This is a genomic window from Methanosarcina baltica (assembly GCF_055394095.1).
This window is the reverse complement of record NZ_AP042463.1, coordinates 2,966,956-2,989,278: the sequence shown is the minus strand read 5'-3', so window position 1 is coordinate 2,989,278 and position 22,323 is coordinate 2,966,956. Positions and strand designations below refer to the sequence as shown.

At 47.6% G+C, this 22,323-nt stretch carries 21 protein-coding genes; 7 read left to right on the top strand and 14 right to left on the bottom strand.

Annotation, left to right across the window (positions count from 1 at the left end; translation table 11 throughout):
• Positions 1 to 55: 55 nt before the first annotated feature.
• Positions 56 to 769 carry a DUF434 domain-containing protein gene (locus ACZ5QV_RS13190; protein ID WP_464600241.1) on the bottom strand — a complete coding sequence of 238 codons (714 nt, stop codon included), beginning with the start codon at positions 767 to 769 and terminating at the stop codon, positions 56 to 58.
• 571 nt (positions 770 to 1,340) lie between these two features.
• On the opposite strand from ACZ5QV_RS13190, the gene ala reads away from it, so the two are divergent.
• On the top strand, positions 1,341 to 2,321 hold the full coding sequence (ala, locus tag ACZ5QV_RS13185; RefSeq protein ID WP_464600240.1) for an alanine dehydrogenase: 981 nt from the start codon (positions 1,341 to 1,343) through the stop codon (positions 2,319 to 2,321).
• Positions 2,322 to 2,666: 345 nt separating this feature from the next.
• Here the strand turns inward: ala and ACZ5QV_RS13180 are convergent, their stop codons facing one another.
• The 3 genes from ACZ5QV_RS13180 to ACZ5QV_RS13170 form a co-directional block, all read right to left on the bottom strand.
• The gene (locus ACZ5QV_RS13180; protein WP_464600239.1) at positions 2,667 to 4,028 is read right to left on the bottom strand and encodes a DUF711 family protein; all 1,362 of its coding nucleotides are present in this window, start codon (positions 4,026 to 4,028) and stop codon (positions 2,667 to 2,669) included.
• A 75-nt stretch (positions 4,029 to 4,103) separates the two neighbouring features.
• Positions 4,104 to 4,382, bottom strand: coding sequence for an ACT domain-containing protein (locus tag ACZ5QV_RS13175; RefSeq protein WP_464600238.1), 279 nt, complete (start codon positions 4,380 to 4,382; stop codon positions 4,104 to 4,106).
• A gap of 136 nt (positions 4,383 to 4,518) precedes the next feature.
• A complete protein-coding gene (locus tag ACZ5QV_RS13170) occupies positions 4,519 to 5,037 on the bottom strand; it encodes a shikimate kinase (RefSeq protein WP_464600237.1) in 519 nt (172 codons plus the stop codon).
• 288 nt (positions 5,038 to 5,325) lie between these two features.
• Here ACZ5QV_RS13170 and iscB point away from each other — a divergent pair, with 288 nt between their 5' ends.
• A complete protein-coding gene (gene iscB, locus ACZ5QV_RS13165; protein WP_464600236.1) occupies positions 5,326 to 6,747 on the top strand; it encodes an RNA-guided endonuclease IscB in 1,422 nt (473 codons plus the stop codon).
• A gap of 130 nt (positions 6,748 to 6,877) precedes the next feature.
• Here the strand turns inward: iscB and ACZ5QV_RS13160 are convergent, their stop codons facing one another.
• The 3 genes from ACZ5QV_RS13160 to ACZ5QV_RS13150 form a co-directional block, all read right to left on the bottom strand.
• Positions 6,878 to 7,285 carry a hypothetical protein gene (locus ACZ5QV_RS13160; protein ID WP_464600235.1) on the bottom strand — a complete coding sequence of 136 codons (408 nt, stop codon included), beginning with the start codon at positions 7,283 to 7,285 and terminating at the stop codon, positions 6,878 to 6,880.
• Between the two features lie 72 nt (positions 7,286 to 7,357).
• A complete protein-coding gene (locus tag ACZ5QV_RS13155; protein ID WP_464600234.1) occupies positions 7,358 to 7,948 on the bottom strand; it encodes a GNAT family N-acetyltransferase in 591 nt (196 codons plus the stop codon).
• An 89-nt stretch (positions 7,949 to 8,037) separates the two neighbouring features.
• On the bottom strand, positions 8,038 to 8,448 hold the full coding sequence (locus ACZ5QV_RS13150; RefSeq protein WP_464600233.1) for a DUF4326 domain-containing protein: 411 nt from the start codon (positions 8,446 to 8,448) through the stop codon (positions 8,038 to 8,040).
• Positions 8,449 to 8,552: 104 nt separating this feature from the next.
• On the opposite strand from ACZ5QV_RS13150, the gene ACZ5QV_RS13145 reads away from it, so the two are divergent.
• The 3 genes from ACZ5QV_RS13145 to ACZ5QV_RS13135 all read left to right on the top strand — a co-directional run bounded on the left by ACZ5QV_RS13145 (position 8,553) and on the right by ACZ5QV_RS13135 (position 12,869).
• Entirely contained in the window at positions 8,553 to 9,092 is a 540-nt protein-coding gene (locus ACZ5QV_RS13145; RefSeq protein ID WP_464600232.1) for a 4Fe-4S binding protein, read from the top strand.
• Positions 9,092 to 10,873: an aldehyde ferredoxin oxidoreductase family protein gene (locus tag ACZ5QV_RS13140; protein WP_464600231.1), complete on the top strand. Its 1,782-nt coding sequence runs from the start codon at positions 9,092 to 9,094 to the stop codon at positions 10,871 to 10,873. Before ACZ5QV_RS13145 ends, ACZ5QV_RS13140 begins: the two co-directional genes overlap by 1 nt.
• 541 nt (positions 10,874 to 11,414) lie before the next feature.
• Entirely contained in the window at positions 11,415 to 12,869 is a 1,455-nt protein-coding gene (locus ACZ5QV_RS13135; protein ID WP_464600230.1) for a phytoene desaturase family protein, read from the top strand.
• A 229-nt stretch (positions 12,870 to 13,098) separates the two neighbouring features.
• Here ACZ5QV_RS13135 and ACZ5QV_RS13130 read toward each other — a convergent pair whose 3' ends face one another.
• The 7 genes from ACZ5QV_RS13130 to ACZ5QV_RS13100 all read right to left on the bottom strand — a co-directional run bounded on the left by ACZ5QV_RS13130 (position 13,099) and on the right by ACZ5QV_RS13100 (position 17,569).
• Positions 13,099 to 13,518, bottom strand: a complete 420-nt coding sequence (locus tag ACZ5QV_RS13130) for a hypothetical protein (protein ID WP_464600229.1) — start codon at positions 13,516 to 13,518, stop codon at positions 13,099 to 13,101.
• A 23-nt stretch (positions 13,519 to 13,541) separates the two neighbouring features.
• Positions 13,542 to 13,787 (bottom strand): hypothetical protein, encoded by a 246-nt coding sequence (locus tag ACZ5QV_RS13125; RefSeq protein WP_464600228.1) that lies wholly within the window; start codon positions 13,785 to 13,787, stop codon positions 13,542 to 13,544.
• Between the two features lie 682 nt (positions 13,788 to 14,469).
• The gene (locus tag ACZ5QV_RS13120) at positions 14,470 to 14,754 is read right to left on the bottom strand and encodes a hypothetical protein (protein WP_464600227.1); all 285 of its coding nucleotides are present in this window, start codon (positions 14,752 to 14,754) and stop codon (positions 14,470 to 14,472) included.
• Positions 14,755 to 14,852: 98 nt separating this feature from the next.
• Complete coding sequence (locus ACZ5QV_RS13115; protein ID WP_464600226.1) at positions 14,853 to 15,251, bottom strand: molybdopterin dinucleotide binding domain-containing protein; 399 nt, start codon at positions 15,249 to 15,251, stop codon at positions 14,853 to 14,855.
• Positions 15,251 to 16,501 (bottom strand): formylmethanofuran dehydrogenase subunit B, encoded by a 1,251-nt coding sequence (locus tag ACZ5QV_RS13110; RefSeq protein WP_464600225.1) that lies wholly within the window; start codon positions 16,499 to 16,501, stop codon positions 15,251 to 15,253. Before ACZ5QV_RS13110 ends, ACZ5QV_RS13115 begins: the two co-directional genes overlap by 1 nt.
• Before the next feature lie 10 nt (positions 16,502 to 16,511).
• A complete protein-coding gene (locus ACZ5QV_RS13105) occupies positions 16,512 to 16,979 on the bottom strand; it encodes a (Fe-S)-binding protein (protein WP_464600224.1) in 468 nt (155 codons plus the stop codon).
• 308 nt (positions 16,980 to 17,287) lie between these two features.
• Entirely contained in the window at positions 17,288 to 17,569 is a 282-nt protein-coding gene (locus ACZ5QV_RS13100) for a ferredoxin-thioredoxin reductase catalytic domain-containing protein (protein WP_464600223.1), read from the bottom strand.
• An 857-nt stretch (positions 17,570 to 18,426) separates the two neighbouring features.
• Here ACZ5QV_RS13100 and hdrA2 point away from each other — a divergent pair.
• Both hdrA2 and ACZ5QV_RS13090 read left to right on the top strand, forming a co-directional pair.
• Entirely contained in the window at positions 18,427 to 20,781 is a 2,355-nt protein-coding gene (gene hdrA2 / locus ACZ5QV_RS13095) for a CoB-CoM heterodisulfide reductase HdrA2 (protein ID WP_464600222.1), read from the top strand.
• Positions 20,778 to 22,121, top strand: a complete 1,344-nt coding sequence (locus ACZ5QV_RS13090) for a 4Fe-4S binding protein (protein ID WP_464600221.1) — start codon at positions 20,778 to 20,780, stop codon at positions 22,119 to 22,121. Before hdrA2 ends, ACZ5QV_RS13090 begins: the two co-directional genes overlap by 4 nt.
• The last annotated feature ends 202 nt before the right edge of the window (positions 22,122 to 22,323 follow it).

The window sequence follows — 22,323 nt, the reverse complement described above, 5'->3', positions numbered from 1 at the left end:
ATAAGCTGGATTTTTCGGCCAAAAAAATGGCCGGATTTTCCGGCCTCTCCTCAATTTAGTGCAGTTTGAGGGGTTCAATGCCTTTTTTTTCCATAAGACAGGCCGGGATGTCGATCACTTCGGAAACTGCGTCTATAATAATTCCGTCGGAGGTTGCGATTACGGGTTTTTCTTCGCTGTCATTCCCGAAAATTTCCCCTGAAGATTTTCCGGCGGTTTTCAGGTCAAAATCCACATGCTTTGAGGTGCGGGCCTCCCCCGGAATTCCTTTTTCTTTTAGCCTGTTCCGGATAATTCCCGCCAGTTCCCCGCTCCGGCTAATCTGGGAATCGAGCAGGATGGTCACGGATTTCGGGCCGGTTTCGGCGAGGAAGGAGAGCAGTTCTTCGAGGGCTTCCTCTATATCATCGGCATGTTTTGCCTTTCCGAAATAAAAACGGGTGTCCCGGATGAAACTGTCATCGCAGAGCCACATGATTTCCCCTTTAAGCAGGCTGTCCACGCTCAGGAGGACGTTGTACCCGTCGATCAGGAGAGCTCTTCCCCTGATCCTGTCATACTTGAGCTTTTTCTTTGCCCTGCTAACGGTCCTGTCCGGGGGCAGGACTACTCTTATAAGGACCTGCCTCTCCCGGGCATCCAGGCCGGCGTGGTCCGCAACGAAGCGAATGGTGGCAAACTTCGGGTAACCCCAGCGGAGGATACTCCGGATGTCGGCTGCGGGTTTCAGTAATTTATCCCGGAGGTTGCTTGCGGAAATTTCTTGCATGTCTGGCACCGGTTTCTTTTATTTTCAAGATTGTGGATAATTTAGAGGGTTCGGGTATATATTATATATCATACCACTACAATTTGTTATGATAGGGCATTGTTAGACAGTAAGCGTCTGCAAATATAGATCAATTTTTGTATATTGTTACGGTTTCTGAATTTTGCTTAGGAATGGCTGAAAAATAACTTCATATTTTCAGTCAGGAAATCATTTTATACCCATACAGGTTGTATTTTTGTTGATTGAGACATTTGGTGTGTGCATCCAAACCACGGAACACACGGAACACACGGAAAAAGAATCCCGGAAGACGACTATTACGGTTGCTCTGGCGTTTTTTTGTCTGCTTGAGCGAGCGTAGCGAGTGAAACGGACCCCGTGCTCCCGAAGCGGAATTCGGGTGGTTAAGAAATGGTAAACAAAAATACTTGATATTATATTTGACTCATTCCTTAAAGGGTTTGAGAATCCTTCGCGGGTTTGAGAATCTTTGGTGGACCCGAATAATGATTTAAGGATTGGAAGCCTTTGATCGGTTGATTTCGAGATAATATTGGAGGATTATTTTATGGAAGTCCTGTGGTTGGAGCAAGAAGAAGTGAAAAGTGTTGTGGACATGCGTTCTACAATGGAAGTGGTTGAAAAGGCTTTCAAGCAGCACGGGCTCGGAAAAGTACAGATGCCTCCCAAGTCCTACCTCTATTATACCGAATATAACGGGGACCTAAGGACCATGCCCGCCTATCTTGAGGAGGAGGGCATAACAGGGGTAAAGATCGTAAACGTACACCCCGGAAACCCTGAAAAGGGCCTTCCCACGGTTATGGCCCTTATCATCCTGATTTCTCCGGAAACCGGAGCCCCCCTGGCGGTCCTGGACGGGACTTACCTGACGGACATCCGGACCGGAGCCGCGGGCGGGATTGCCGCAAAACACCTCGCAAGGAAAGACTCGAAGGTCATCGGGCTTGTGGGAGCCGGACACCAGGCCCGGGCCCAGCTTGCCGCTCTTTGTGAGGTTTTTGAGCCTGAACTTGTAAAAGTCACCTCAAGGAGCAAAAAAAGTTTCGAGAAGTTCTGCGAGAATACGGAAGCCTGCATTCCCTGTGAAATCCGCTGGGAAGAGAGTATCGAGAAGGCCTGCGACTGCGATATCCTTGTTACCACCACCCCGGTCCGAAAACCCATCGTAAAAGCCAGATGGATCCGGGAAGGAACCCACATTAACGCAATCGGAGCCGATGCTGTGGGCAAGGAAGAACTGGACCCCGAAATCCTTCTGACCTCCAAGATAATCGTGGATGACATTGTCCAGGCCCTGCACTCGGGCGAGGTAAATGTCCCGCTCTCTAAAGACTACATCTCAGAAAACGACATCTACTGCCAGCTCGGAGAAGTAATAGCAGGCCTGAAACCCGGACGGACCAGTGAAGAGGAAATCACGGTCTTTGACTCAACAGGGCTTGCCATCCAGGACGTCTCAAGCGCTCACCTCGCCTATAAAAGAGCTTTAGAAAAAGGTCTTGGAAAAACAATGAATCTGTTCTAACGCCCGAGTTGCGCTTCGGGAGCACGCGGTCCGTTTCGCTCGCTGCGCGAGCTCAAGCGGACTGAAAACCAAGTTTCGTTTTGCTCATTCGAGTGGACTGAAAACCAAGTTCAGTTTTGCTCAATCAGGCGAACTCAAATCCGAGTTCCATTTTTCCCACTCAAGCGGACTGAAAAACACAAGATCAACCGTAAATGGTGTATCCCCGTCGTTCTTTTTCCCGTGTATTCCGTGTATCCCGTGGTTTAATTTTTTTCTGACAGTCAATTTTTAACCACGGTAAAAACACGAAAACGGTTAACTGTTTTTCAATTGTTCCAAAACTGTTTTTCAGTCCTGGAAATTTCAGTTTGTCAGGGCCTGGATGGGAGCCGGGATTCTGCCTCCCCTTCTGATGAAGGCTTCGGAGCTGAAACCGTGTACCTTCATGACGGGGGCCCTTCCGAGTAGCCCTCCGAATTCCACGCTGTCTCCTACTTTTTTGCCGGGGGCGGGGATGATCCGGACTGCGGTCGTTTTTTTGTTGACCATGCCGATTGCCATTTCATCTGCGATGATTGCCGATATTGTGGAGGTTGGGGTATCTCCGGGGACTGCGACCATGTCGAGACCCACGGAACAGACGCAGGTCATGGCTTCGAGCTTTTCCAGGCTCAGGGCGCCTGCGTTTACGGCTTCGATCATTCCTTCGTCCTCGCTTACCGGGATGAAGGCGCCGCTTAAGCCCCCGACCGAGGAGGATGCCATGGAGCCTCCTTTCTTGACGGCGTCGTTTAAGAGGGCAAGGGCGGCTGTTGTCCCGTGGGTCCCACAACGTTCAAGCCCCATGGCTTCAAGGATCCTGGCCACGCTGTCCCCTATGGCGGGGGTGGGGGCAAGGGAGAGGTCGAGGATTCCAAATTCCACGCCGAGCCGCCGGGCAGCTTCCCGACCTACCATTTCTCCCATGCGGGTAATCTTGAAGGCGATCTTTTTGATGGTCTCCGAGATCTCGGTCAGGTCAGGGTCAATAAGTTCCCGGAGGGCCGCGTTTACCACGCCTGGGCCACTGACCCCGACGTTGATCACGCAGTCGGGTTCCCCTATCCCGTGGAAGGCCCCTGCCATGAAGGGGTTGTCCTCGGGGGCGTTTGCGAAAACCACGAGTTTGGCACAGCCGAGCCCGTCCCGGTCGGCCGTTCTTTCGGCGGTTTTTTTGATTGTGTGCCCCATAAGGGCCACGGCATCCATGTTGATTCCGGCCTTCGTGGTTGCGACGTTTACGGAAGCGCAGACCTTATCGGTGCAGGCCAGAGCCTCGGGGATGGAATTGATAAGTTTCAGGTCTCCCGGCGTTATGCCCTTGTGAACAAGGGCGCTGAACCCTCCTATGAAATCCACACCCAGTTCCTTTGCGGCCGCATCAAGGGTCTTTGCGATGGATACGTAGTCCTCTGCAATGCAGCTTTCCGCAACTATTGCAATGGGGGTTACGGCGATTCTTTTGTTGATGATTGGGATGCCGTAGAGGTTCTGAATTTCTTCCGTTGTCCGGACCAGGTTCCGGGCGTAACCCGTGATTTTCTCGTAGATATTTTTATTGAAAATCTCGATGTCCGGGTGGGAGCAGCCCCTGAGGTTGATGCCCATGGTTACTGTCCGGATATCCAGGTGTTCCATTTTTACCATCCGGATGGTTTCCAGAATTTCGTTTGGGTTGATAAGCATTAAAGCCCCTCTCCTTTTGGGTCAGTTTCTCTTTTATTTTTTATCAGGTTCTGAATTATTTTCTCAGGTTCTGATTTAGATCCTGTGCATGAAGCGAAAAATGTCTTCGTGCTGTACCTTGACCTCGACTCCCAGGTTATTCCCTTCAGCCTCCATTCCCTTCTGGAAAGCCGGGAGATCAAATTCTTCCTGCGAGGCTTCGGCCAGCATGATCATGGTAAAGATCCCCTGCATGATGGTCTGGGTGATATCTACGATGTTTACTTTGAAGCTTGCCATCACCGTGGTGATGCTGGCAACGATTCCTACCCTATCGCTACCGATAACCGTGATTATGAAACGACTTGACGCCATAGTTTTTCTCCTGGTATTTTTTGATAATGGGAAAACGTTCGTGGAAAGGAATGCAATTAGAGTAATTCGGGGTCAGAATGAAGCGTTAATAGATAATAAAGCCAACTTTTTAATTTCAATTTATAAAACCAGTTATTCAATAACCGGTTATACCGTAACCTTCCAATAATTCCAGAATGCTTTCCACAACTTTGATATTTTTTTCCCCGCCTCTGAGCCTTATGGTAATGTTGGCATATCTTTTGTAGAGGGCGATCCGTTCTTCATAAATTTCTTTTAGACTCTTCTCGTGAAAACCGACGATTCCCCGGTTCCCGGGGTTTTTAACCCTTTTTATGATGTTTTTTAAAGACATATCCAGGAAAATTATTGTGGACATTTTCTTCAAAAAAGTCATTGCTTCTTCGGAATAAATCACACTGCCACCCGGCGATATGATACTCCCGTCTTTCAAGTCAAGCCCGAGAACGGCTTCTTCCTCCAGCCGTACGAGGACGGAATCTCCCTGTGTATCGATGAGCATTTGCAGCGGCATGCCTGCCTTTTCCTTAATCACTGAGTCCACATCAATGAAGGTGTAGCCCAGACGCTTTGCAAGAGCCTTTCCAATAGTACTCTTACCCACTCCGGACATGCCGATTAATGTTATATTCATAAAAACCTCTTCTTGAGCCATATGTAAGTAGACTCAATTATTTAATCTTCGCCCTTTAATAGGGATAATATGCTTTAATTTGCACCTGCGAAAGTAAGATCTTTTAATATGTCAATTACCCCCCCTCCTAAAACCTTCGTCTGAGGACTCAGGTTTTTGAGGAGGAGGCTTGTTTCGACAAGTCTCTAGTTGAATAGCCTTTCGTTATACTGGTCATGATATTCGAGGATACTCCACACGTTCTCGGAGATTTCGATCTGGATTAAACATCCCTGAGAGGAAGGGGAAGTGTTCAGGTCATTAACAAGCCAATATAACAGTGGCGATGTGGACCCACTCCAATCAAGGAGGACAAAACTTTTGAAGGTCTTTGTTATTAACAACAAAAAAGAAACACTAATGCCCACGTCACCCAGAAAAGCGAGAATATTGCTAAAAGAAGGACGTGCGGAAGTGGTACAAAGGAATCCTTTCACTATCAAACTTCTTTATCCTTCGGGAAAAAATACTCAGGAAATAACCCTGGGAATCGATAGTGGGTACCTTAACATAGGATTTTCGGTAGTTTCCGAAAAAGAAGAACTTATTTCAGGAGAGGTAAAACTTCTTACTGGAATGCCAGAGCGAAACGATGAACGGAGAATATACCGAAGAAACCGAAGAAACCAGATAAGACACAGGAAACCTGGGTACAACAAAAACACCAACAAAGAAGGTTGGTTGGCACCATCTATCACGCATAAGCTTGAAAGCCATATCAGATTAATAGAGGATCTTGCCGAAATCTTACCCATAACAAAAATTATAGTTGAAGTTGGAAATTTCGACATTCAGAAAATCAAAAACCCGGAAATTGAAGGCAAAGCATACCAGGAAGGAGAGCAAAAAGGATACGATAATATTCGGGCCTATATTTTACACAGAGACGGATACTCTTGCCAGAACCCGGACTGCAAAAACAAATCAAAACAGCCTTTACTTCAGGTGCATCATATCCAGTACAGAAGTAACAGTGGTTCTGATCGGCCTGAGAACCTTATCACACTTTGCAATAAGTGTCATACTCAAAAAAACCACAAAGGATTCCTTTTAACATGGAAACCAAAGGTAAGAGGCTTCAAAGATACTACATTCATGAATATAGTACGCTGGAAGCTCATGGATATTTTAAAAGAAAAGTATGATGTTGAGCACACTTTTGGATATGTCACAAAAGCAAAAAGGTACGAGCTTAATCTTGAGAAAACTCATTCAACCGATGCTTTTTGTATTGCTGGAGGGGAAACTCAGACTCGATGTTCTCCCCATGAAATACTACAAATAAGAAGAAATAACAGGAGTCTTTCGAAGTTCTACGATGCGCAGTATATTGATTTGAGGGATGGCACTCAAAAAACCGGACAGGACTTAAATTCTGGAAGAACTACCAGAAACAAAAATTTTAACGGGGAAAATTTGAGAGTGTATAGGGGTAGGAAAACAAAGAAAGGAAGATACAGCATAAGGAAAAATCATTATCCAATTCAGCCAATGGATTTAGTTGAGTACGAAGGAGAGCTATATTATGTAGCTGGAGCACAAAATTACGGAAAGTATGTGAAACTTCGAGCCTCAGCAATTAAATCATCCAAAGTAGTAAATATTCAAAAAGTTAAAATTGTAAAGTACGGCAAAGGATTCTGTTGGATTGACCAATCAGTACCACGTTAGAAAAATATAGAATCCGGCCCCCGTAGTCTCGACGCATTCATCTCCCACCTGCCAGTTCCGGCAAAGCCGGAACTGTCGAGGAAGGAGTCTTCTGCTGTTTGAGATAAAAAATACCATCTCAAAAATGCCCTTACTTCCGGGGCCGGTATTTTTCAGGGCCTGAAGCGGAAAGGGTTTCAAGGGCTTTGAGCCTTTTTTCAGCCTCATCGGGAGACGTAAAGGCAGAGAGGCATTCCCGGAACACGAGTTTTGTGCCTGAGACATATTCCCGCAGCATGACTTTTGTACTCAGATTATCAACCTGCTCCAGGGAGACAATTGAAAGGTACATGAGAACCCTGATAATAAAAACGATGTGGAGCACGCACATTTTGACCCAGGGACTGTCCGAGCTGATCGCCATCCCGCAGATCCAGTTGCAGAATTTAAGGGAAATGGAAAGCAGCCGAAATTTATAAAAGTGGAAAAATACAGATAAACCGAGCAGGAAAACTGCACACCCTGCGATTAAATTAATATTTTCGACTATCAGGCCCATACCGGTTGTAAGTTTACTTTTCTCTGTTATTTTAATGTATGTTTTGGCTCCAGATTCGAAGGTGGTCGGATTTTACCTGAAAACATCATTCAATTTATTTAACCTGCTTTCAGGAACGTCTTCTTTGAGGAGGGAGAAAAGCAAACTATCAAAATATTTACCACCCACGAACCAGTATTTTCTTTGTCTGCCTTCAGGCTGAAAACCTGATTTAATCATCACTTTTTCCGATCCTGTATTTTCCTGAGCGCAATCGCCTGTAAGCCTGAATGCGTCTATAACATTGAAAGCATAATGTACTAAAAAAGCACCGGCAGCAGTCCCGTATCCTTTTTTCCACTGAGTATCATCTATCTGATACCCGATCAGGAAATTCCCGTTTGTGAACTCTATCGGAAGCAATGCGCACTGACCTATGAATTCGCCGGTACTGTTTGTCCTGATGGAGAATACATGATAATCCGGTATTTTATCTTCCTTTAAAGAAGCCTCCATTGATTTGACCAGCGGAGAAAAATAAGCCAGGGTATCTTCTTCTTTGTTTGGCCCAAAAAACATGTATTTGCATACGTTTTCTTTTGAAAGCATTGAGGCTATGTCCTTCAGGTCTGCCTCCACACAATAGCTGAAAGCTATGTCATCCTTGATCCACTTTGTTTTCATTGATACACCATTAATTTATAGAAAGAGTTATTATTTTTACAGTTTTCAGGAACTCACAACCAGGACCGGATCAGGCTGCTTTTCTTCACTCATACAAAACTCCCGAAAGTAGTCTGGACTTTTCCCTTCATCGGTTTTTTTCCCTGCCTGAATTCTTCGATCTTATCCGGGTTGTTAGCCAGATATGCCAGTATATCTCCATGGCATGGATCAGGCCAGCACCAGCATACGAGAACTTTGCCTGACAGTTCCCCGGGGATTGCTCTTAAAAGGTCCGGCCTCGTTCTCAGGTAGGCCTGGTGCTTTTGCATTACTTCTTCCCTGGTCCCATCCTTAGCTATTGAAAAAGGGCTGCCCCATTTCGTAGTACGATCAATTATTACGGCGTTTTCTTCCCCATAGATGGCCCTGCATCTCTCAAGTTCCTTGCTCTGATTTTTCCTTTTACTTCTAACGAGGGTTTCTTTGACTTCAACCATATTATCTACATCTCCCTGCATACAACACCCCCTCACCATCCACACAGTTCACAAAACCCCTACAATACAATATATAAACCGGCGGAACGTATTTTTTTCTATCGGAAAACGGAGTTCGGGTAGCAATGGCAAAAAGGCTAAAAATTACAAATCAGGCCCGTTGTATTGGCTGTTATTCCTGTATGATGGCCTGTGCACGGACTTACTATGATACTATTTCTCTGAAAAACAGCGCAATTGATATCCAGACAAGCGGAGGTATCGAAAGCGCCTACGTCTCCATTGTCTGTCACGCCTGCATAGACCCCCCCTGTGCCCGGGCCTGTCCGCAGAACGCCCTGGAAATACGCAAAGGAGGAGGGGTAATAGTCCATAAAGAGCTGTGCAACGGCTGTGGGAACTGTATGGACGCCTGTCTTGTTGGAGCAATTCATCTGGACGCCGGAAAAAAAGCGATCATCTGCAGGCATTGCGGCATCTGCGTGAAGTTCTGCCCTCACGACGTACTTGAAATGGTTGAGGTGGATGAAAACGGAAACGAAGTAAGGGAAGAGAAGAAAGAAACAGAAGAGAAAATAGAGGAAAAAAAAGTAGAGGAAGGAAAAATAGTAGAAGGGAAAATAGAGGAAAAAGAAAAGACCAAAGAAAAGGACGGTGAAAAGTGATGTCCCAGTCAGAACCCATTCCCGGACTCAGAAATATCCTCTACCTGGACCTTACGAATCATACTTCAAAAGTTGTGGACCGCCGGGACCTCTATGAAATCTTCCTGGGGGGAGCCGGGGTAGCCACGGCTCTCATGCTTGAAGAGTATAAGGAAGGAACAGGCCCCCTTGACCCTGAAATGCCTGTGATTTTGAGCACGGGCCCCCTTACCGGAGTTTTTCCAACCTGCACCAAGGTGGTTGCGATGTTCCGCTCCCCCTTAAACGGGGAACTGGGAGAATCTTACGCTGGTGGACACCTCGGCATGTCCATGCGTTATGCGGGCTACGAGACCATTGTCATCACGGGAGCCTCCGAGTATCCTGTTTATGTGGCAATTCATGACGACGACATCACCTTCAGAGACGCCTCTTCCATCTGGGGGATTTCCTCGGCGAACGATGTGGGGAAGATCCTCAGGGGTATCGAAAAGGGAGCCGGCAGGCGCAGCATCGTCCGTATAGGCCGGGGCGGGGAAAAAGGGATCAAATACGCAAGCGTGAACGTGGACACCTACCGCCATTTTGGCAGGCTGGGCCTGGGCGCGGTTTTCGGGGCAAAGAAATTGAAGGCTATCGTTATTTCCGGAAATAAGGAAATCCTGAGCCCGGACCATAAGAATTATAAGAAGATGTATAAGGTCCTCTACGAGACCATCGTAAAGACCGGGCTCATGGAAAAGTACCACAACCTCGGAACAAGTGAAAATATCCTGGGCCTGAACGCACTCAAAGGCCTTCCCACCCGGAACCTGCAAACAACTTCCTTTGAAGGAGCAGAAACGATTTCCGGGGAACATTTCGCAGACAACTACCTGATCAGGCGTGTGTCCTGTGCAGGCTGCCCCATAGGCTGCATCCATATAGCCATGCTCAAAAAACCCTTCTCAAAGTCCCATGAGTACGAGACCATCAACATCTCTTATGACTTTGAGCTGATCTACGCCCTTGGCTCGAACCTCGGGGTCTCGGACCCAAAAGCCTTGCTTGAGCTTATTGATGCCTGCGAAAAGACCAGCATAGATATCATAAGTACGGGGGTGGTCCTTGCCTGGGCCACCGAAATGCAACTTGAGGGAATGATTTCGACGGAAGAGACCCTGGGGCTTGAATTGGACTGGGGAGACTGTAAAACCTACCTGAAGGCAATCGATTTGATCATCCAGGCCCCGAACGAGTTTTACGCCGCCCTCGGGAAGGGTGTGGTTTACGCCTCCGAAAAATACGGAGGAAAGGATTTTGCGATACAGCTCGGAGGACTTGAAATTCCGGGCTACCATACGGGCCTCGGAAACATCGTGGGGCTTTCCATGGGGGCCCGGCACTCACATCTGGACAACGCCGGGTATTCCGTGGACCAGAAAGCCTTCAATAAGAAGATTTCGGACGAGGAAATCGTAGACATCATCGTCAAGGAAGAGAACCTGCGCTGCATGTTAAATTCCCTTACCATCTGCCTCTTTGCCCGGGGAGTCTACTCTCCGGAGGTCGTCTCCGAGGCTCTGGAAACAATCGGGATTCACATGACTCCGGAACACCTTGTTGAACTTGGGAGGGTGATTTACAGGAAAAAACTCCTCCTTAAGAAAAAGTTCGGGTACAATCCTGAGGACCTGACCCTTCCAAAAAGGTTCTTTAAAACCGTATCCACGACCGGAAAGCTTGACGAGAAAAGAGTCAGGAAGGCCCTTGAGCTCTACAGGAAAAAACAGGGAATGGACGAGGAAGAAGAAGAAAAATAAGAAGAGGGAAACCTCTTTCTCCCACTCCCGAACATGCGCAGGGCTGAATCTAAAAAAATCAGCCGGAGAAGGCCCTTTTTATAATTTTATTTTAGATTCCGGCACCCATAATCTGAGTTGCACTTCCCTGGTTGAACTACCCGAGTTGCACTATTCGAAACAACAACAATCATGTTGAATTTTTTGTACAGTTCTGGCTTCGAAAAACATGGAAAAGAAAGTGCAGCATCAGAAAAAATTACTATTCTGTTCAGCCGGTGTGTCCTGTGGAGTATGAAGGACGTTTGTATTATGTAGTAGAAAGCACAAGCTACGAAAAGTATTTGAGTCTCCTAGACCCTTAAAAAAAATCAGGTAAATCGGTAAACAATCAAAAAGTCAAAATTATAAAGTACGGTAAAGGGTTCTGCTGGGTTAACCCGGAAGTTCTCTGTTAAATAAAATACAGAAAAGAAGGGGCAGGAGTGTTGACGCATTCCCTCTGCCTGTCATTTCCGGCAAAGCCGGAACGGTCGAGGAAGGGGTCCCCTACTGAGGTAAGATGGAAAAATACGATGTAATTGTTGTCGGTGCTGGAGTAAGCGGGCTTTTAGCCGCCCTCACGCTTTCCAAACACGGGAAAAAAGTGCTCGTCCTTGAAAAAAGCCGCGACCTGGGCGGGAATTGCAACAGTTATATGGTTGACGGGTTTCAGGTAGATACGGGAGCTCACGCAATTACTCACCTGCATGAAGGCCCACTCAGGCGCCTGATGGATAACTATTTCGATTACCAGCCCGTTTTTGAGGACTACGGGCATTATTTCGTAAGGACCGAAGACCACTTCATGAAAGTGCCCTCAAACCTGAAAGACTTTGTGACCTTTGATGTGCTTCCGAGAAGAGACCGGGTGGTGCTCTCCCAGGCAATTACCAAGGCCTTTACCCTTTCTTCTTTCGGGTTTGACCTCTCCGGACAGTCCGTTTATGACTCGCTCCCGAAGAACCTTTCAAAGGACACCTATGACTTCGTGGACACGATCTCCACTTTTCTTTCCGGAAAGTCCATGAAAGAGACCTCCACCCAGCGGATCCTTTCGGGCAGCAGTTTTGTGCGGGACAGCATAACCCAGGAACAGTTCGATGTGATGATCGGAAAAATCGAAACGAAACGACGTCAGTCCACTGAATCCATCCTTGAGGCCGTAATCCCTTACAACCTTCATGTTTCTTTAAAGGCCCGCGTGAACAGGGCATCCCAGCCCTTCACCTCTCTGGAAAGGCTTGCGACAAACCGGGTACACTACTCCCAGGGCTATCCCAGAAAAGGCTTAAAGTCCCTTTTAAACGCAATCCTTTATTCCCTGCCGGAAACCGTGAAAATTAAAACCGAATGTGAGGTTAAACAGATCCTTGCCAGAGACGGAAAGGTCTTCGGAGTGGAAGCCGATGAAATCTACCAGGCGAACCTCGTGATCCATACCGGTTTTGCGGCGGACCTGCCAAGACTTATCAAAGACCTGCCAGCCCCTTACGTGGAAAAACTGAAAGAAATAGTCCATACAAAGAGCCTGTCGGTCTGGCTTGGGCTTGATCAGGAACTGCCAGAGTTCAACTATACCGGCTCGGAGATCTGGTTCAAGGACTTCCCCTACTGGGCAATGCCTATAAGCAACTATGATTCTTCCCTTACTCCCACGGGCAAGCAACTGGTGGGTTTTTCCTTTGTTATCGATGAAAACAAAAGCGAAAAATCAGAAAAGAAAAAAGCCTATGAAACGATTTTCAGAGCCCTCCCCGGAATTGAAAATCATGTCGAGATGAAGCACGAACAGGTCATGATCCCTGAAAAGGCCGCAGTCACGATTAACGGCTACTTTGCCGAAATCCGGGGGCCGGTAAAGAACCTTTACATCGCGGGCACGGATACGGACAAACGCAGTATGGGAATTACCAGGGCGGCCTATTCGATCATCGAGCTATTAAAAACTCTGAATGATGACGGGAACCTCTACTGACCCCATTATTGTTTTTACTTTTTTTCAATTTTTTATTTTCCAACTTTTCTTATTTTCATCCATAGCCAGGGATCCAAAAACCGACCTTCTGCAGAAGTCCATAAAAATACCACCTATTTTCTCAATATGACCATGGTTTAAAAATCAACTCGAAATAATATTGAGAATATTGGACAAATCGGCAAATTAATTATACATTTGTGTACATCTGCGGAAAGTGAGCAAAAAGTCAGAAATCGAAGTTTAAAACTGAAAAGCCTGGCCCAGACTGGAAAAAGACAATTTTGCCGTATATACTCACACAGGTTTGGTTTTCAGAATTATGTTGGGGTGTTGCCTTGTATTTTGATGCAAAAATTCCAAATTGTGTTTTTGTTGGTAGAGACATTTGGTGTGTGCATTCAAACCACGGAAAGGCACGGAAAAGCACGGAAAAAGAATGCATGAAGACGCCATTTAAGGTTGCTCTAGTTTTTTGTCCACAGTCGATTCTGAATAGATTATTTAAAGTCCCGGCATACTCACCGGCCATCAGGCCGGTTTCCGTGCCTTTCCGTGCCTTGTCAGGTAAGTTGGGAGGATTGCTCCTCCTTTCTCCCCTAAGAACCGTACGTGAAAGTTTTCCTTCATACGGCTCAAGCGTTTTCAAACCCTTTCTGTATCGGGCATCAGTTATTTATCCATAACTGATTTTGTGATTTCGGATAACAGCCCCTTAACATTGCTGTCTGTAAGCCTCTCACCGGTTGGTGTCTTTGAGTATCTTACATTAGTGAGTTTGTTTCCGTTTTCACAAGAAAACACCTTCAGTAAGTTTGCATCCTTTCGGATAAAGGCAAAGTTTGAACCTCTATTCAATCCATTACAGATTGACATTCGCTTTATACTGATTCCTTTACCCTCTATGTCATCGTACATCCTTACGGATTTCCTACCTATTAAGGGAACATATAGGGCTTACCAAGTTCTATATCCTAAATAATTATGGATTCCTTAGGAGCCATCTATAAGCCGAGAACCGTTTGTCCATTCCCTGTAGCGTCACGGAAGCCACCACAGTCTGATTCCGTACCTTTTGGTTCAAGCGCAGTCCATTTTCGCTTGTCGGAAATCACGACTCTTACAATGATTCACATTACATTCTCCATAGAACCCTTACCCTAGCAAATATTATGAATTGGACTTTCAGAGGTCTTCACATTGTCCCAAGAGCTTTGCACCCCGCCATTACTAGCGACGCACATCCTGGTAGGGTTACCCCAAATGGAGGGGGTAGCGTTTCCGCAATTCATGATATAACTTCTTGTCGCACTCCGTGTATTTCCGTGTGTTCCGTGTGTTCCGTGGTTGAAAGGCCTATTGATAGTGATTTGGGATTAAAAAAAACTTCAAAATTCCGAATATTAAAACTGAGTGAATATATCAACCGGGCGACCGAAAAGTTGAGGATCGAATTTCAGAAACCGGGCCTCAACAACCGCCGGAGGCGGACGGCCCTTTTCTGGACAAAAACGACAGAAGACGACTATTAAGGCGGCATCGGTTTCCAGCGGAATTTTGATTTCATATCCTGGTGCCGTCATTTAAATTAAATTCATCTTCATCCCCGCCTGCCCCGGATTTCCTTCAACCGTTCCTTTCCAAGTTCCACGACCTTCTTCAGTTCCAGGTAGTCTTTCTCTGAAATTTCGCTGCCCACAGCAACCTTCCTGACAAAATTTCCGTCCGAATAGAGCAAAACCCCGTCCCAGGCCGTAAAGTGGAGCCCGCTTATGTACTCGCAGGGAAGTTCCCAGCGGAAGGCCACGTTTTCAAAAGCTTCGAGGCGATAGTACCTTATTCCATTTTTCAAAACAGGAATGAATTCCAGGGTCGTTTTGTCCATATTCTCAACTCAGGAGAAATAATGGATATTCCGGTACAAAAAAGTAAGGGAGCGAGAAAGAAAAAAAGAAAGAAAAGTTCGGATATGTCCCGAAACTTTCAGAACTTAAAATCCGAAACCTTCGCGCCTTTAGCTGAGGTGACCGTGACCTCGATGTCTTTGAACTTCGGGACTCCTGTGCCACCGGTCTCGTCCGAGACAAGCATGTTGGACCAGGGGCTGTTGGGCATATAGGCAATTCCTTTGTGAGGAGTCTCATAGCCGGACTCTTCGGCCTTTACCACGACTTTCCCGAAAGAGTTTTTCAGGATAACCGTATCGCCTTTCTTCACGCTCAGGCTCTTGAAGTCTGCGGAGTCCAATTTTATAATAGTGGATAGGGCCCTGTAGTCCTCTCCGAAGCGGTCCTCAATCATGGCCTTGTTCTGGAAAATGTCCCTGTAGGTGACTATTTTCACCTTGATTTCAGGGGCTGCAAGGAAAGATCCGAAATCCATCAGAGTGCCTCCATGAGTTTGCTTAGAATTTCCTCATCCGAGGGACGTTTCGATTCGATTGCCGGTTTGAAGGTAACCTGCACCCCATCCATCCGGGTTGCACTGCCTCCTGTCTCAACTCCACTGAATCCCGAGCGAATAGAGACTTTTGCCTTCCTCGAACTCAGGGTCTCGCAGGAGTCTATTGTGATTAGCGGGATTTCAAGGAGCTCTTTTGCAATTGAATTGGGCAGGCTTGCCAGAGGATCGGTGCCTATAATAAGGGCCGCATCCACGGTCTTTGCTTTCAGAGACTCCACAACCGAATACTCGGGGCCGTGTTTAACAATACCTTCCTCGAACTTTACACTGTTCACGAACCCGGTCTTCTCAAAGAGATTTTGATTAAAGCCCCGCATGTTGTATTGGTCCACCATGGGGATCAGGTAAAAGTCTCCTTTCGCCTTCTCGTTGAGGACGTCCATGAGTTTGATAAGGGGCTCAAGGTCTTTCAGGGAATAGATCAGGCCCAGGCCCACAAAAATAACCCCGAACTTCGCACCTTTCAGGATGTTTGCAAGTTCCAGAAGTTTCTTTGGGGGGAACTTGTAGGAGGTTTTGGGCAGTTTTCCGGACAGGCCAGTTATCAGGGCCTCCATGAACTCGGCGTCTCCTCCGGGTGGGACCTGGTAAAACTCGTTTCCACAGATCTTTGCGGTGTGGGATTTCCTTATATCAACGGCAATTGCTGTCCTATCCTCTTCCCAGCCCTTCTGTTTTTCCTTGCCTCTCGGGAAGTAGGAATACTTTGAGAGGTGTCGGGGGTGGGAGTCTGAGGGGTCGGATCCCCAGAAGAGGGAAATGTCGGCCTTATTTCTTACGTCGTCCAAGGTGCAGGTCTTAAATTTCTCCTGCAAGAGCGCCTCAATAACCGGGCCGAGGCAGAAGGAGGAGGTGTCGTCCAGGGTTGCGTTGAGCTTTTCAGCAAGCTCGATTGCCTTTTTCTGGGCCTCGTTTGTGGAGTTTCCGAGCCCGAAGATAAGAGGATTTTTGGCGGCTTTGAGGATGGTCGCAGCTTCCCCTATTGCGGTCTTTTCGTCCACGTTTTTCCCGTCCATCAGGTATTCAGCCTCACCCGGGCTTTCCTTCATGTGGGCGACCCCCACCCTGCAGGCGGTGTGCACCTTGCTTACAGCCCCTTTTTCCATTTCGAGCTCGATATCCTCGCAGAGCAATCCGCAGCCGGTACATGCGTAATATTCTTTTTCCATTCACTCACCTTCAAACGATAAACTCGATTGCCTCTACCGGACAGGTCACAATGCAGCCAGTGCAGAGAATTTTGTTTTTCCCGAACCGCCGGCATTCGTCCACATTCATGGCTTTGACGATCCCGTCTTCAATGGTCAGGATAAGCTTTTCGGTATTTATAGGAGCGTTGCCCGCCCCCACTCCATAAGGGTCATTGGCCACGTTGACAGGACAGGCCACAACACAGTTCCCGCAGCCAAAACAGAGTTCTTCATGCACGATCAGGCCGGTCTCAGTCGCCCCCTCCCCAGCACTTGTAAGCTCTTTGATTTGTTCATATTTTTTCTTATATTTGGACTCATTTTTAAGGGGCGGACAGTCATCAACCGTGAGCTCACGAGCCATAAGGGCAACCGCAAAGGCCATGCAGGAAGTTTTCCCGCATTCCTTACAGTTGGTTTTTGGAAGCAATTGATAGAGTTCCATTGCGTTGGTCATTATTTATCACTCTTGAAGATATTACATTATGAGTATATTATAACATTATGAATGTTAGGGGCATCTAGCATAAATGATTGCTTTTTGATTTGCACTGTTAATTCGGGGCCGAAATCTTAAGGCCCTGCTTCCCTATAACTGCTGCCGACCTACCCCCTATAAAAACAACGGCTTTTGCCCCGAAAGACGGTTTCCCCTGGAAAAATGAACATTTCTGGCGGGAAAAGAGACCTTGCAGGACTGAAAAAAGTCTGCAAGAACAGGCTATGAAGGAAGAATAAGAAAAGGACTTTCCCCTTCTCCCCCCCTTAATCGCCTTTAAAAAAGAGTTCACAGTGGCACTTGCCGTCCTGTTCTATTTCGTCTTTGTGGTAGATGCAGGGACATATGATTTTCCTGTCCTCTTCCTCATCTCCCGTAACCACCCTGCAGGGGCAGTAGCGCCTCCCGAATTTTACCTTTCTGGTGGCAAGCCCTTCAAGTACGTAAGCAAGGGCTTCTTTGTCCGGGTTGAGTTTAAAACCCATTTTTTTGGCATATTTTTCGGTCCATTCGTACATACTTTTTACTAAATCCTCTTCCGGGCTCATTTGAAAACTTCCTATATATAAAAATAAATATGCAGGTCAATTAATATTGATTATATGGAACTGACTCTTATACGCATCAATTGTTTACTATCAACTATTCGATTGGTATTTATAAACCATTCCTGAGTCAGGCCACTCGATCAGACCGGGGGCCTTCAACTCTATGAATTATTGTTTTGATTATAAATCAATTGGTCCGTTTTCTTTTTAAACTACTTTCTCATAAAATATATACTTAAAAACTCCGATTTTTGAAAACGGAGCCCACACTTCCCACCTGCCTGTTAAAGGCCGGCCGGTTACTTTGTTACAACCTCTGAGGAAATCAGTCAATCTTTTATTGTAACTCATTTCATATATAATATATGTGGATTTAATAGAAATAATGATGCCGGAATCCATCAGGCCGTCTTCGATACGGAGAAAGGTTTGACCTCTTATGTAATGAAAAAACCTTTCTTGAGAAGGCATTCCTGAGAAGGCATTCCCAAAAATGTTCACAGATAAAAATATAATTGAAACCTATAATAAAGGTTTTGATTTTTCAAAAAATGGGATTTTTTCTTAGGAGATATTTAGAAAACTATTTAAATAAGCTGTTGTGGGGAGTCTCCCCACAACTCTGCCCTATCTACTATTTCCTCTATGACTTTGAAAAATATGGACAGTTTCCAGGTTTTTTTCGGGCTTTCCGGAGGTATTTACCCGAAGACTTACGTCTTTTTGACAGGAGTACGGGGCTTCACAATGACAACAATTGAAAAAATATGTATTATATAATTACGCAGCAAAATAAATCAAAAGTTATATCATACCCCAGTTCTTAACATTAGTCATAGATAGAAGGAGTTATTGATATGAAAATAGGAGTATACGTTTGCCACTGCGGACTGAATATCGCGGGTGTTATTGATGTTGCGGCCCTTCAGGAAATGGCGGCTGAACTGGAGGATGTAGTACTTGCCCGGGATGTGCAGTTTCTGTGTTCGGATTCCGGACAGGAAGGAATCATCCAGGACATAAAAGAAAACAAGCTGGAGCGGGTAGTCGTCGCCGCCTGTTCTCCGCGACTGCACGAAAAAACATTCCGGAGGGTCGTTGAAAAGTCGGGCCTGAACCCCTACCTTATGGAAATGGTAAACATCAGGGAACAGTGTTCCTGGGTCCATGCGCACGACCCCCAGATGGCTACCCAAAAAGCCTTTGACCTGATCCGTATGGGAGTTGCAAAGGCAAAATACCTCAAAGAATTAAGTGCCATGAGTTCGGAAGCCAGCAAAAACGTGCTTGTGGTAGGCGGAGGAGTTGCCGGAATTGAATCTGCCCTCAACCTTGCAGACACGGGCTTTCCCGTAACCATGGTGGAAAGGGAATCCACCATAGGAGGGAAAATGGCCCTCATGAACGAGGTCTTTCCCACAAACGACTGTTCCATCTGCGTGCTCGCCCCCAAGATGACCGAGGTCCAGAACCACCCCAATATCACACTTTACACATATTCCGAGGTCACCGACGTCTCGGGCTCGGTCGGGAAGTTTCAGGTAAAAGTCACCAAAAAACCCAGGTTTGTAATTGAGGACAAATGCAAGGGCTGCGTGGACCTCTGTGCCGAAGTCTGCCCCGTGGAAATCGATAACCCCATGAACTACGGCATAGGAAAGACGAAGGCCATCTACATGCCCATCCCCCAGTCCGTGCCCCAGGTGGTCTTAATCGACCCTGAGAAATGCGTGGGCTGCGGGCTCTGCGAGCAGGCCTGTCCTGCCGAGGCCATTGACTACGCCCAGAAACCCGAGGAAATCGAGTTTGAGGCAGGCGCAATCATAGTCTCCACAGGCTACCAGCTCTTTGACGCCTCCCGGAAAAAGGAGTACGGCTTCGGGAAGTACCCCGACGTTATAACGAACATGCAGCTTGAGCGTATGCTCAACTCCGCAGGACCGACGGGGGGCAGGGTGCTTGTTCCATCTTCCCAGGTGCCTCCGAAGAGTGTGGCGTTTATCCAGTGCGTGGGATCAAGGGATAAGACCGTCGGAAACGAATACTGTTCGAGGGTCTGCTGTATGGCGGCTCTTAAAAACTCCCAGATGATCAGGGAACGTTACCCTGATTCCGATGTCACCATTCACTACATCGACATCCGGGCCGCCGGGGAAATGTACGAGGAGTACTACGAGAGGACCCAGCGGATGGGGGTTGACTTTATCCGGGGAAAGGTTGCTGAAATTTATCAGAAAGAAGATGGAAAACCGGTTATACGCTACGAAAACACCCTGGAGTGCCGGGCTGAGGAAGAGACCCACGACCTTATAGTGCTCTCGACCGGCTACGAACCGGCCAAAGCCGCGGAAGGGATTGGCAGGATGCTTAACCTTTCCCGACGGCCGGACCGTTTCTTTGCAAGTGCTCACCCGAAGATGCGCCCTGTGGATGCTCCCGTAAGCGGGGTCTTCCTAGCTGGCTGCGCCTCGGGCCCGAAAGAAATCCAGGTCTCGATTGCCCAGGGAGGCGCCGCAGCCGCTAAAACCATGCAGCTCCTCGGCAAGGGGGAACTTGAAGCCGATCCGATGGGAGCCCACGTTGTGCCTGAAATGTGTGTCGGGTGCCGGACCTGTGTGGATGTCTGCAAGTTCGGGAAGATAAGGATCGAGAACAAAAAAGCTGTTATTGACGAAGTTTCCTGCTATGGTTGCGGAGATTGCAGTGCGGCGTGCCCCGAAGGGGCGATTGTTATGCGCAATTTCGAAAACGAGCAGGTCCTGGCCCAGATCCGGGCGGCAACCGCCAATAAGTCCCAGAGCCCCTTTGTTGTGGCTTTCCTCTGTAACTGGTGCAGCTACGCCTGCGCGGACCTGACGGGAATGTCTAGGATTCCCTACCCGACGAACATCAGGATCATAAGGATGATGTGCTCGGCCAGGGTAAACCCCGAGTTCGTGCTTGAAGCCCTCAAATGTGGAGCCGACGGGGTGCTTGTCGCCGGCTGCCGGATGGACGAGTGCCATTACATCTACGGAAACTACGATGCAGAAAAGCGGATGAACGTCCTCAGGGAAATTCTCGGGGAAGTCGGGCTTGATACGAAACGGCTCCGGACTCTCTGGATCTCAGCGGCCGAAGGAGAGCGTTTCTCCAATACTATCACAGAGTTTGTGAAGGAGCTTGAGGAAATTGGGCCTATAGGGACCGAATTGAAGGAGGGATCGGAATGAGCGACGAGTATCCCGAAGAAGAATGTAAGGAAGAAGAAAGTTCGGACCGGATCACGGTCGTGACCATGATGGACCTGCAGGGTTCCCATTTCATTTACACCCAGGAGACCGAAAAGTCCCTCAAGACCATTGATTACGACTACAAACGCTGCAACGGTTGCGGGATCTGTGTGGATATCTGTCCCACAAAAGCCCTCGAACTCGGCCCCATGTTTGAGATCGCAACCGGCATGGACGCCCCTCCGGTAATGATGGACCTTGATAAGTGCACCTTCTGCCGGATGTGCTCAAACCTCTGCCCGGTCCACGCCATTACCTTCGAGGCCGTAGGGGAGGTGCCTGACGAGACCCTCTATCCGAAGTTCGACGCTTTTGTAAAGGTAAATGAAAAGTGTCTCCCCTGCGCCCTCTGTGAAGGGGCCTGTCCCCAGGACGCAATCGAGGTCGAGTTCACTTTCCCGAAAAAAGAGGAAATTGCCCCCTTTAAGGAAGACGCCAAAGGAGAAATCGAAATCGACCTGGAAAAGTGTAACTTCTGCGGGATATGTGCCCGTTTCTGTGACGCTTTCATCCTGCTTGAAAGAGAACCCACTCCCGAAAACCCGGTACCCTTTGAGCAGATTCTGGTAGATGAAGACCAGTGTGATTACTGTGTGCTCTGCCAGGACATCTGCCCCGAGGAGGCTATAAAGGTCAAAGGAGAGCGCCCGTGTGAAGCCCCGAAAGTGGAAGGCAACGTCAAAATAGACGACCTGAAATGTACACACTGCGGCTGGTGCCAGGCAGTCTGTCCCTACGAGGCTGTGGACCTGCAAAAGCCCATGGAAGGAAAGCTCACCCTGGTCGAGGCCAACCTCAAAGAGTGCGACCCCCAGGGCTGTCACGGCTGTTTCAATGTCTGCCCCTCAAACCTCTGGTACGTGCCAACTGACCCCGAGGACCCGAGAAAGCTCGCTTTCGTGGAAGATTTCTGTACCTACTGTGGAGCCTGTGTGAACGCCTGCCATGTGAACGCCATTAAGGTTGAACGGACGGCCATAAACCACACGGAAATTCCTGCTTCTCCCTGGGCTTCCCAGTGGAAAGACGCTATCGAATCCCTCAAGACCGGGGTCCGGAGTGGGGTTGAAAGGGCCGTTGACAGAAAGACCGAGACCCTCAAGGCCCAGAAGTTCACGGGAGTGGAGTTCCCGGAGGTTGATGAGGCACAGCTTGCGGCTGTCCGGGAAAAGATCGAAAGTGTCATGCCGGCCCTTAAGAGTGCCAGGGTTAGGAAACTCTGGGAAAAGGATTCTACGGAAAAGACCCTTGCGGCCGTGAAGAAAAAGATGGAAGTTTAATTGCCCGAGTTCCGCTACCCGAATTCCGATTCGGGAGCCCGGTGTCCGTTTCGCCCGCTTTGCGGGCTCAAGCGGACTATAAACCTTATTTTGGAAAAGTGAACTAAAAAACGCCAGGGCTGAAAACTCTGGCAAAAGGCCCTTGAGGCCGTGAAGAAAAAGATAGAAGTTTGAGAATCTCAAACTTCTTTTTTCACTTTAT

Coding starts and splice junctions, on each gene's coding strand:
- ACZ5QV_RS13140 (WP_464600231.1), top strand. CDS start 9,092: ATGTCCCAGTCAGAACCCATTCCCGGACTCAGAAATATCCTCTACCTG.
- ACZ5QV_RS13175 (WP_464600238.1), bottom strand. CDS start 4,382: ATGGCGTCAAGTCGTTTCATAATCACGGTTATCGGTAGCGATAGGGTA.
- ACZ5QV_RS13190 (WP_464600241.1), bottom strand. CDS start 769: ATGCAAGAAATTTCCGCAAGCAACCTCCGGGATAAATTACTGAAACCC.
- ACZ5QV_RS13110 (WP_464600225.1), bottom strand. CDS start 16,501: ATGGAAAAAGAATATTACGCATGTACCGGCTGCGGATTGCTCTGCGAG.
- ACZ5QV_RS13100 (WP_464600223.1), bottom strand. CDS start 17,569: ATGAGCCCGGAAGAGGATTTAGTAAAAAGTATGTACGAATGGACCGAA.
- ACZ5QV_RS13170 (WP_464600237.1), bottom strand. CDS start 5,037: ATGAATATAACATTAATCGGCATGTCCGGAGTGGGTAAGAGTACTATT.
- ACZ5QV_RS13105 (WP_464600224.1), bottom strand. CDS start 16,979: ATGACCAACGCAATGGAACTCTATCAATTGCTTCCAAAAACCAACTGT.
- ACZ5QV_RS13090 (WP_464600221.1), top strand. CDS start 20,778: ATGAGCGACGAGTATCCCGAAGAAGAATGTAAGGAAGAAGAAAGTTCG.
- ACZ5QV_RS13180 (WP_464600239.1), bottom strand. CDS start 4,028: ATGCTTATCAACCCAAACGAAATTCTGGAAACCATCCGGATGGTAAAA.
- hdrA2 (WP_464600222.1), top strand. CDS start 18,427: ATGAAAATAGGAGTATACGTTTGCCACTGCGGACTGAATATCGCGGGT.
- ACZ5QV_RS13150 (WP_464600233.1), bottom strand. CDS start 8,448: ATGCAGGGAGATGTAGATAATATGGTTGAAGTCAAAGAAACCCTCGTT.
- ACZ5QV_RS13155 (WP_464600234.1), bottom strand. CDS start 7,948: ATGAAAACAAAGTGGATCAAGGATGACATAGCTTTCAGCTATTGTGTG.
- ACZ5QV_RS13135 (WP_464600230.1), top strand. CDS start 11,415: ATGGAAAAATACGATGTAATTGTTGTCGGTGCTGGAGTAAGCGGGCTT.
- ACZ5QV_RS13160 (WP_464600235.1), bottom strand. CDS start 7,285: ATGGGCCTGATAGTCGAAAATATTAATTTAATCGCAGGGTGTGCAGTT.
- ACZ5QV_RS13120 (WP_464600227.1), bottom strand. CDS start 14,754: ATGGACAAAACGACCCTGGAATTCATTCCTGTTTTGAAAAATGGAATA.
- ACZ5QV_RS13145 (WP_464600232.1), top strand. CDS start 8,553: ATGGCAAAAAGGCTAAAAATTACAAATCAGGCCCGTTGTATTGGCTGT.
- ala (WP_464600240.1), top strand. CDS start 1,341: ATGGAAGTCCTGTGGTTGGAGCAAGAAGAAGTGAAAAGTGTTGTGGAC.
- ACZ5QV_RS13125 (WP_464600228.1), bottom strand. CDS start 13,787: ATGTACGATGACATAGAGGGTAAAGGAATCAGTATAAAGCGAATGTCA.
- ACZ5QV_RS13115 (WP_464600226.1), bottom strand. CDS start 15,251: ATGGATTTCGGATCTTTCCTTGCAGCCCCTGAAATCAAGGTGAAAATA.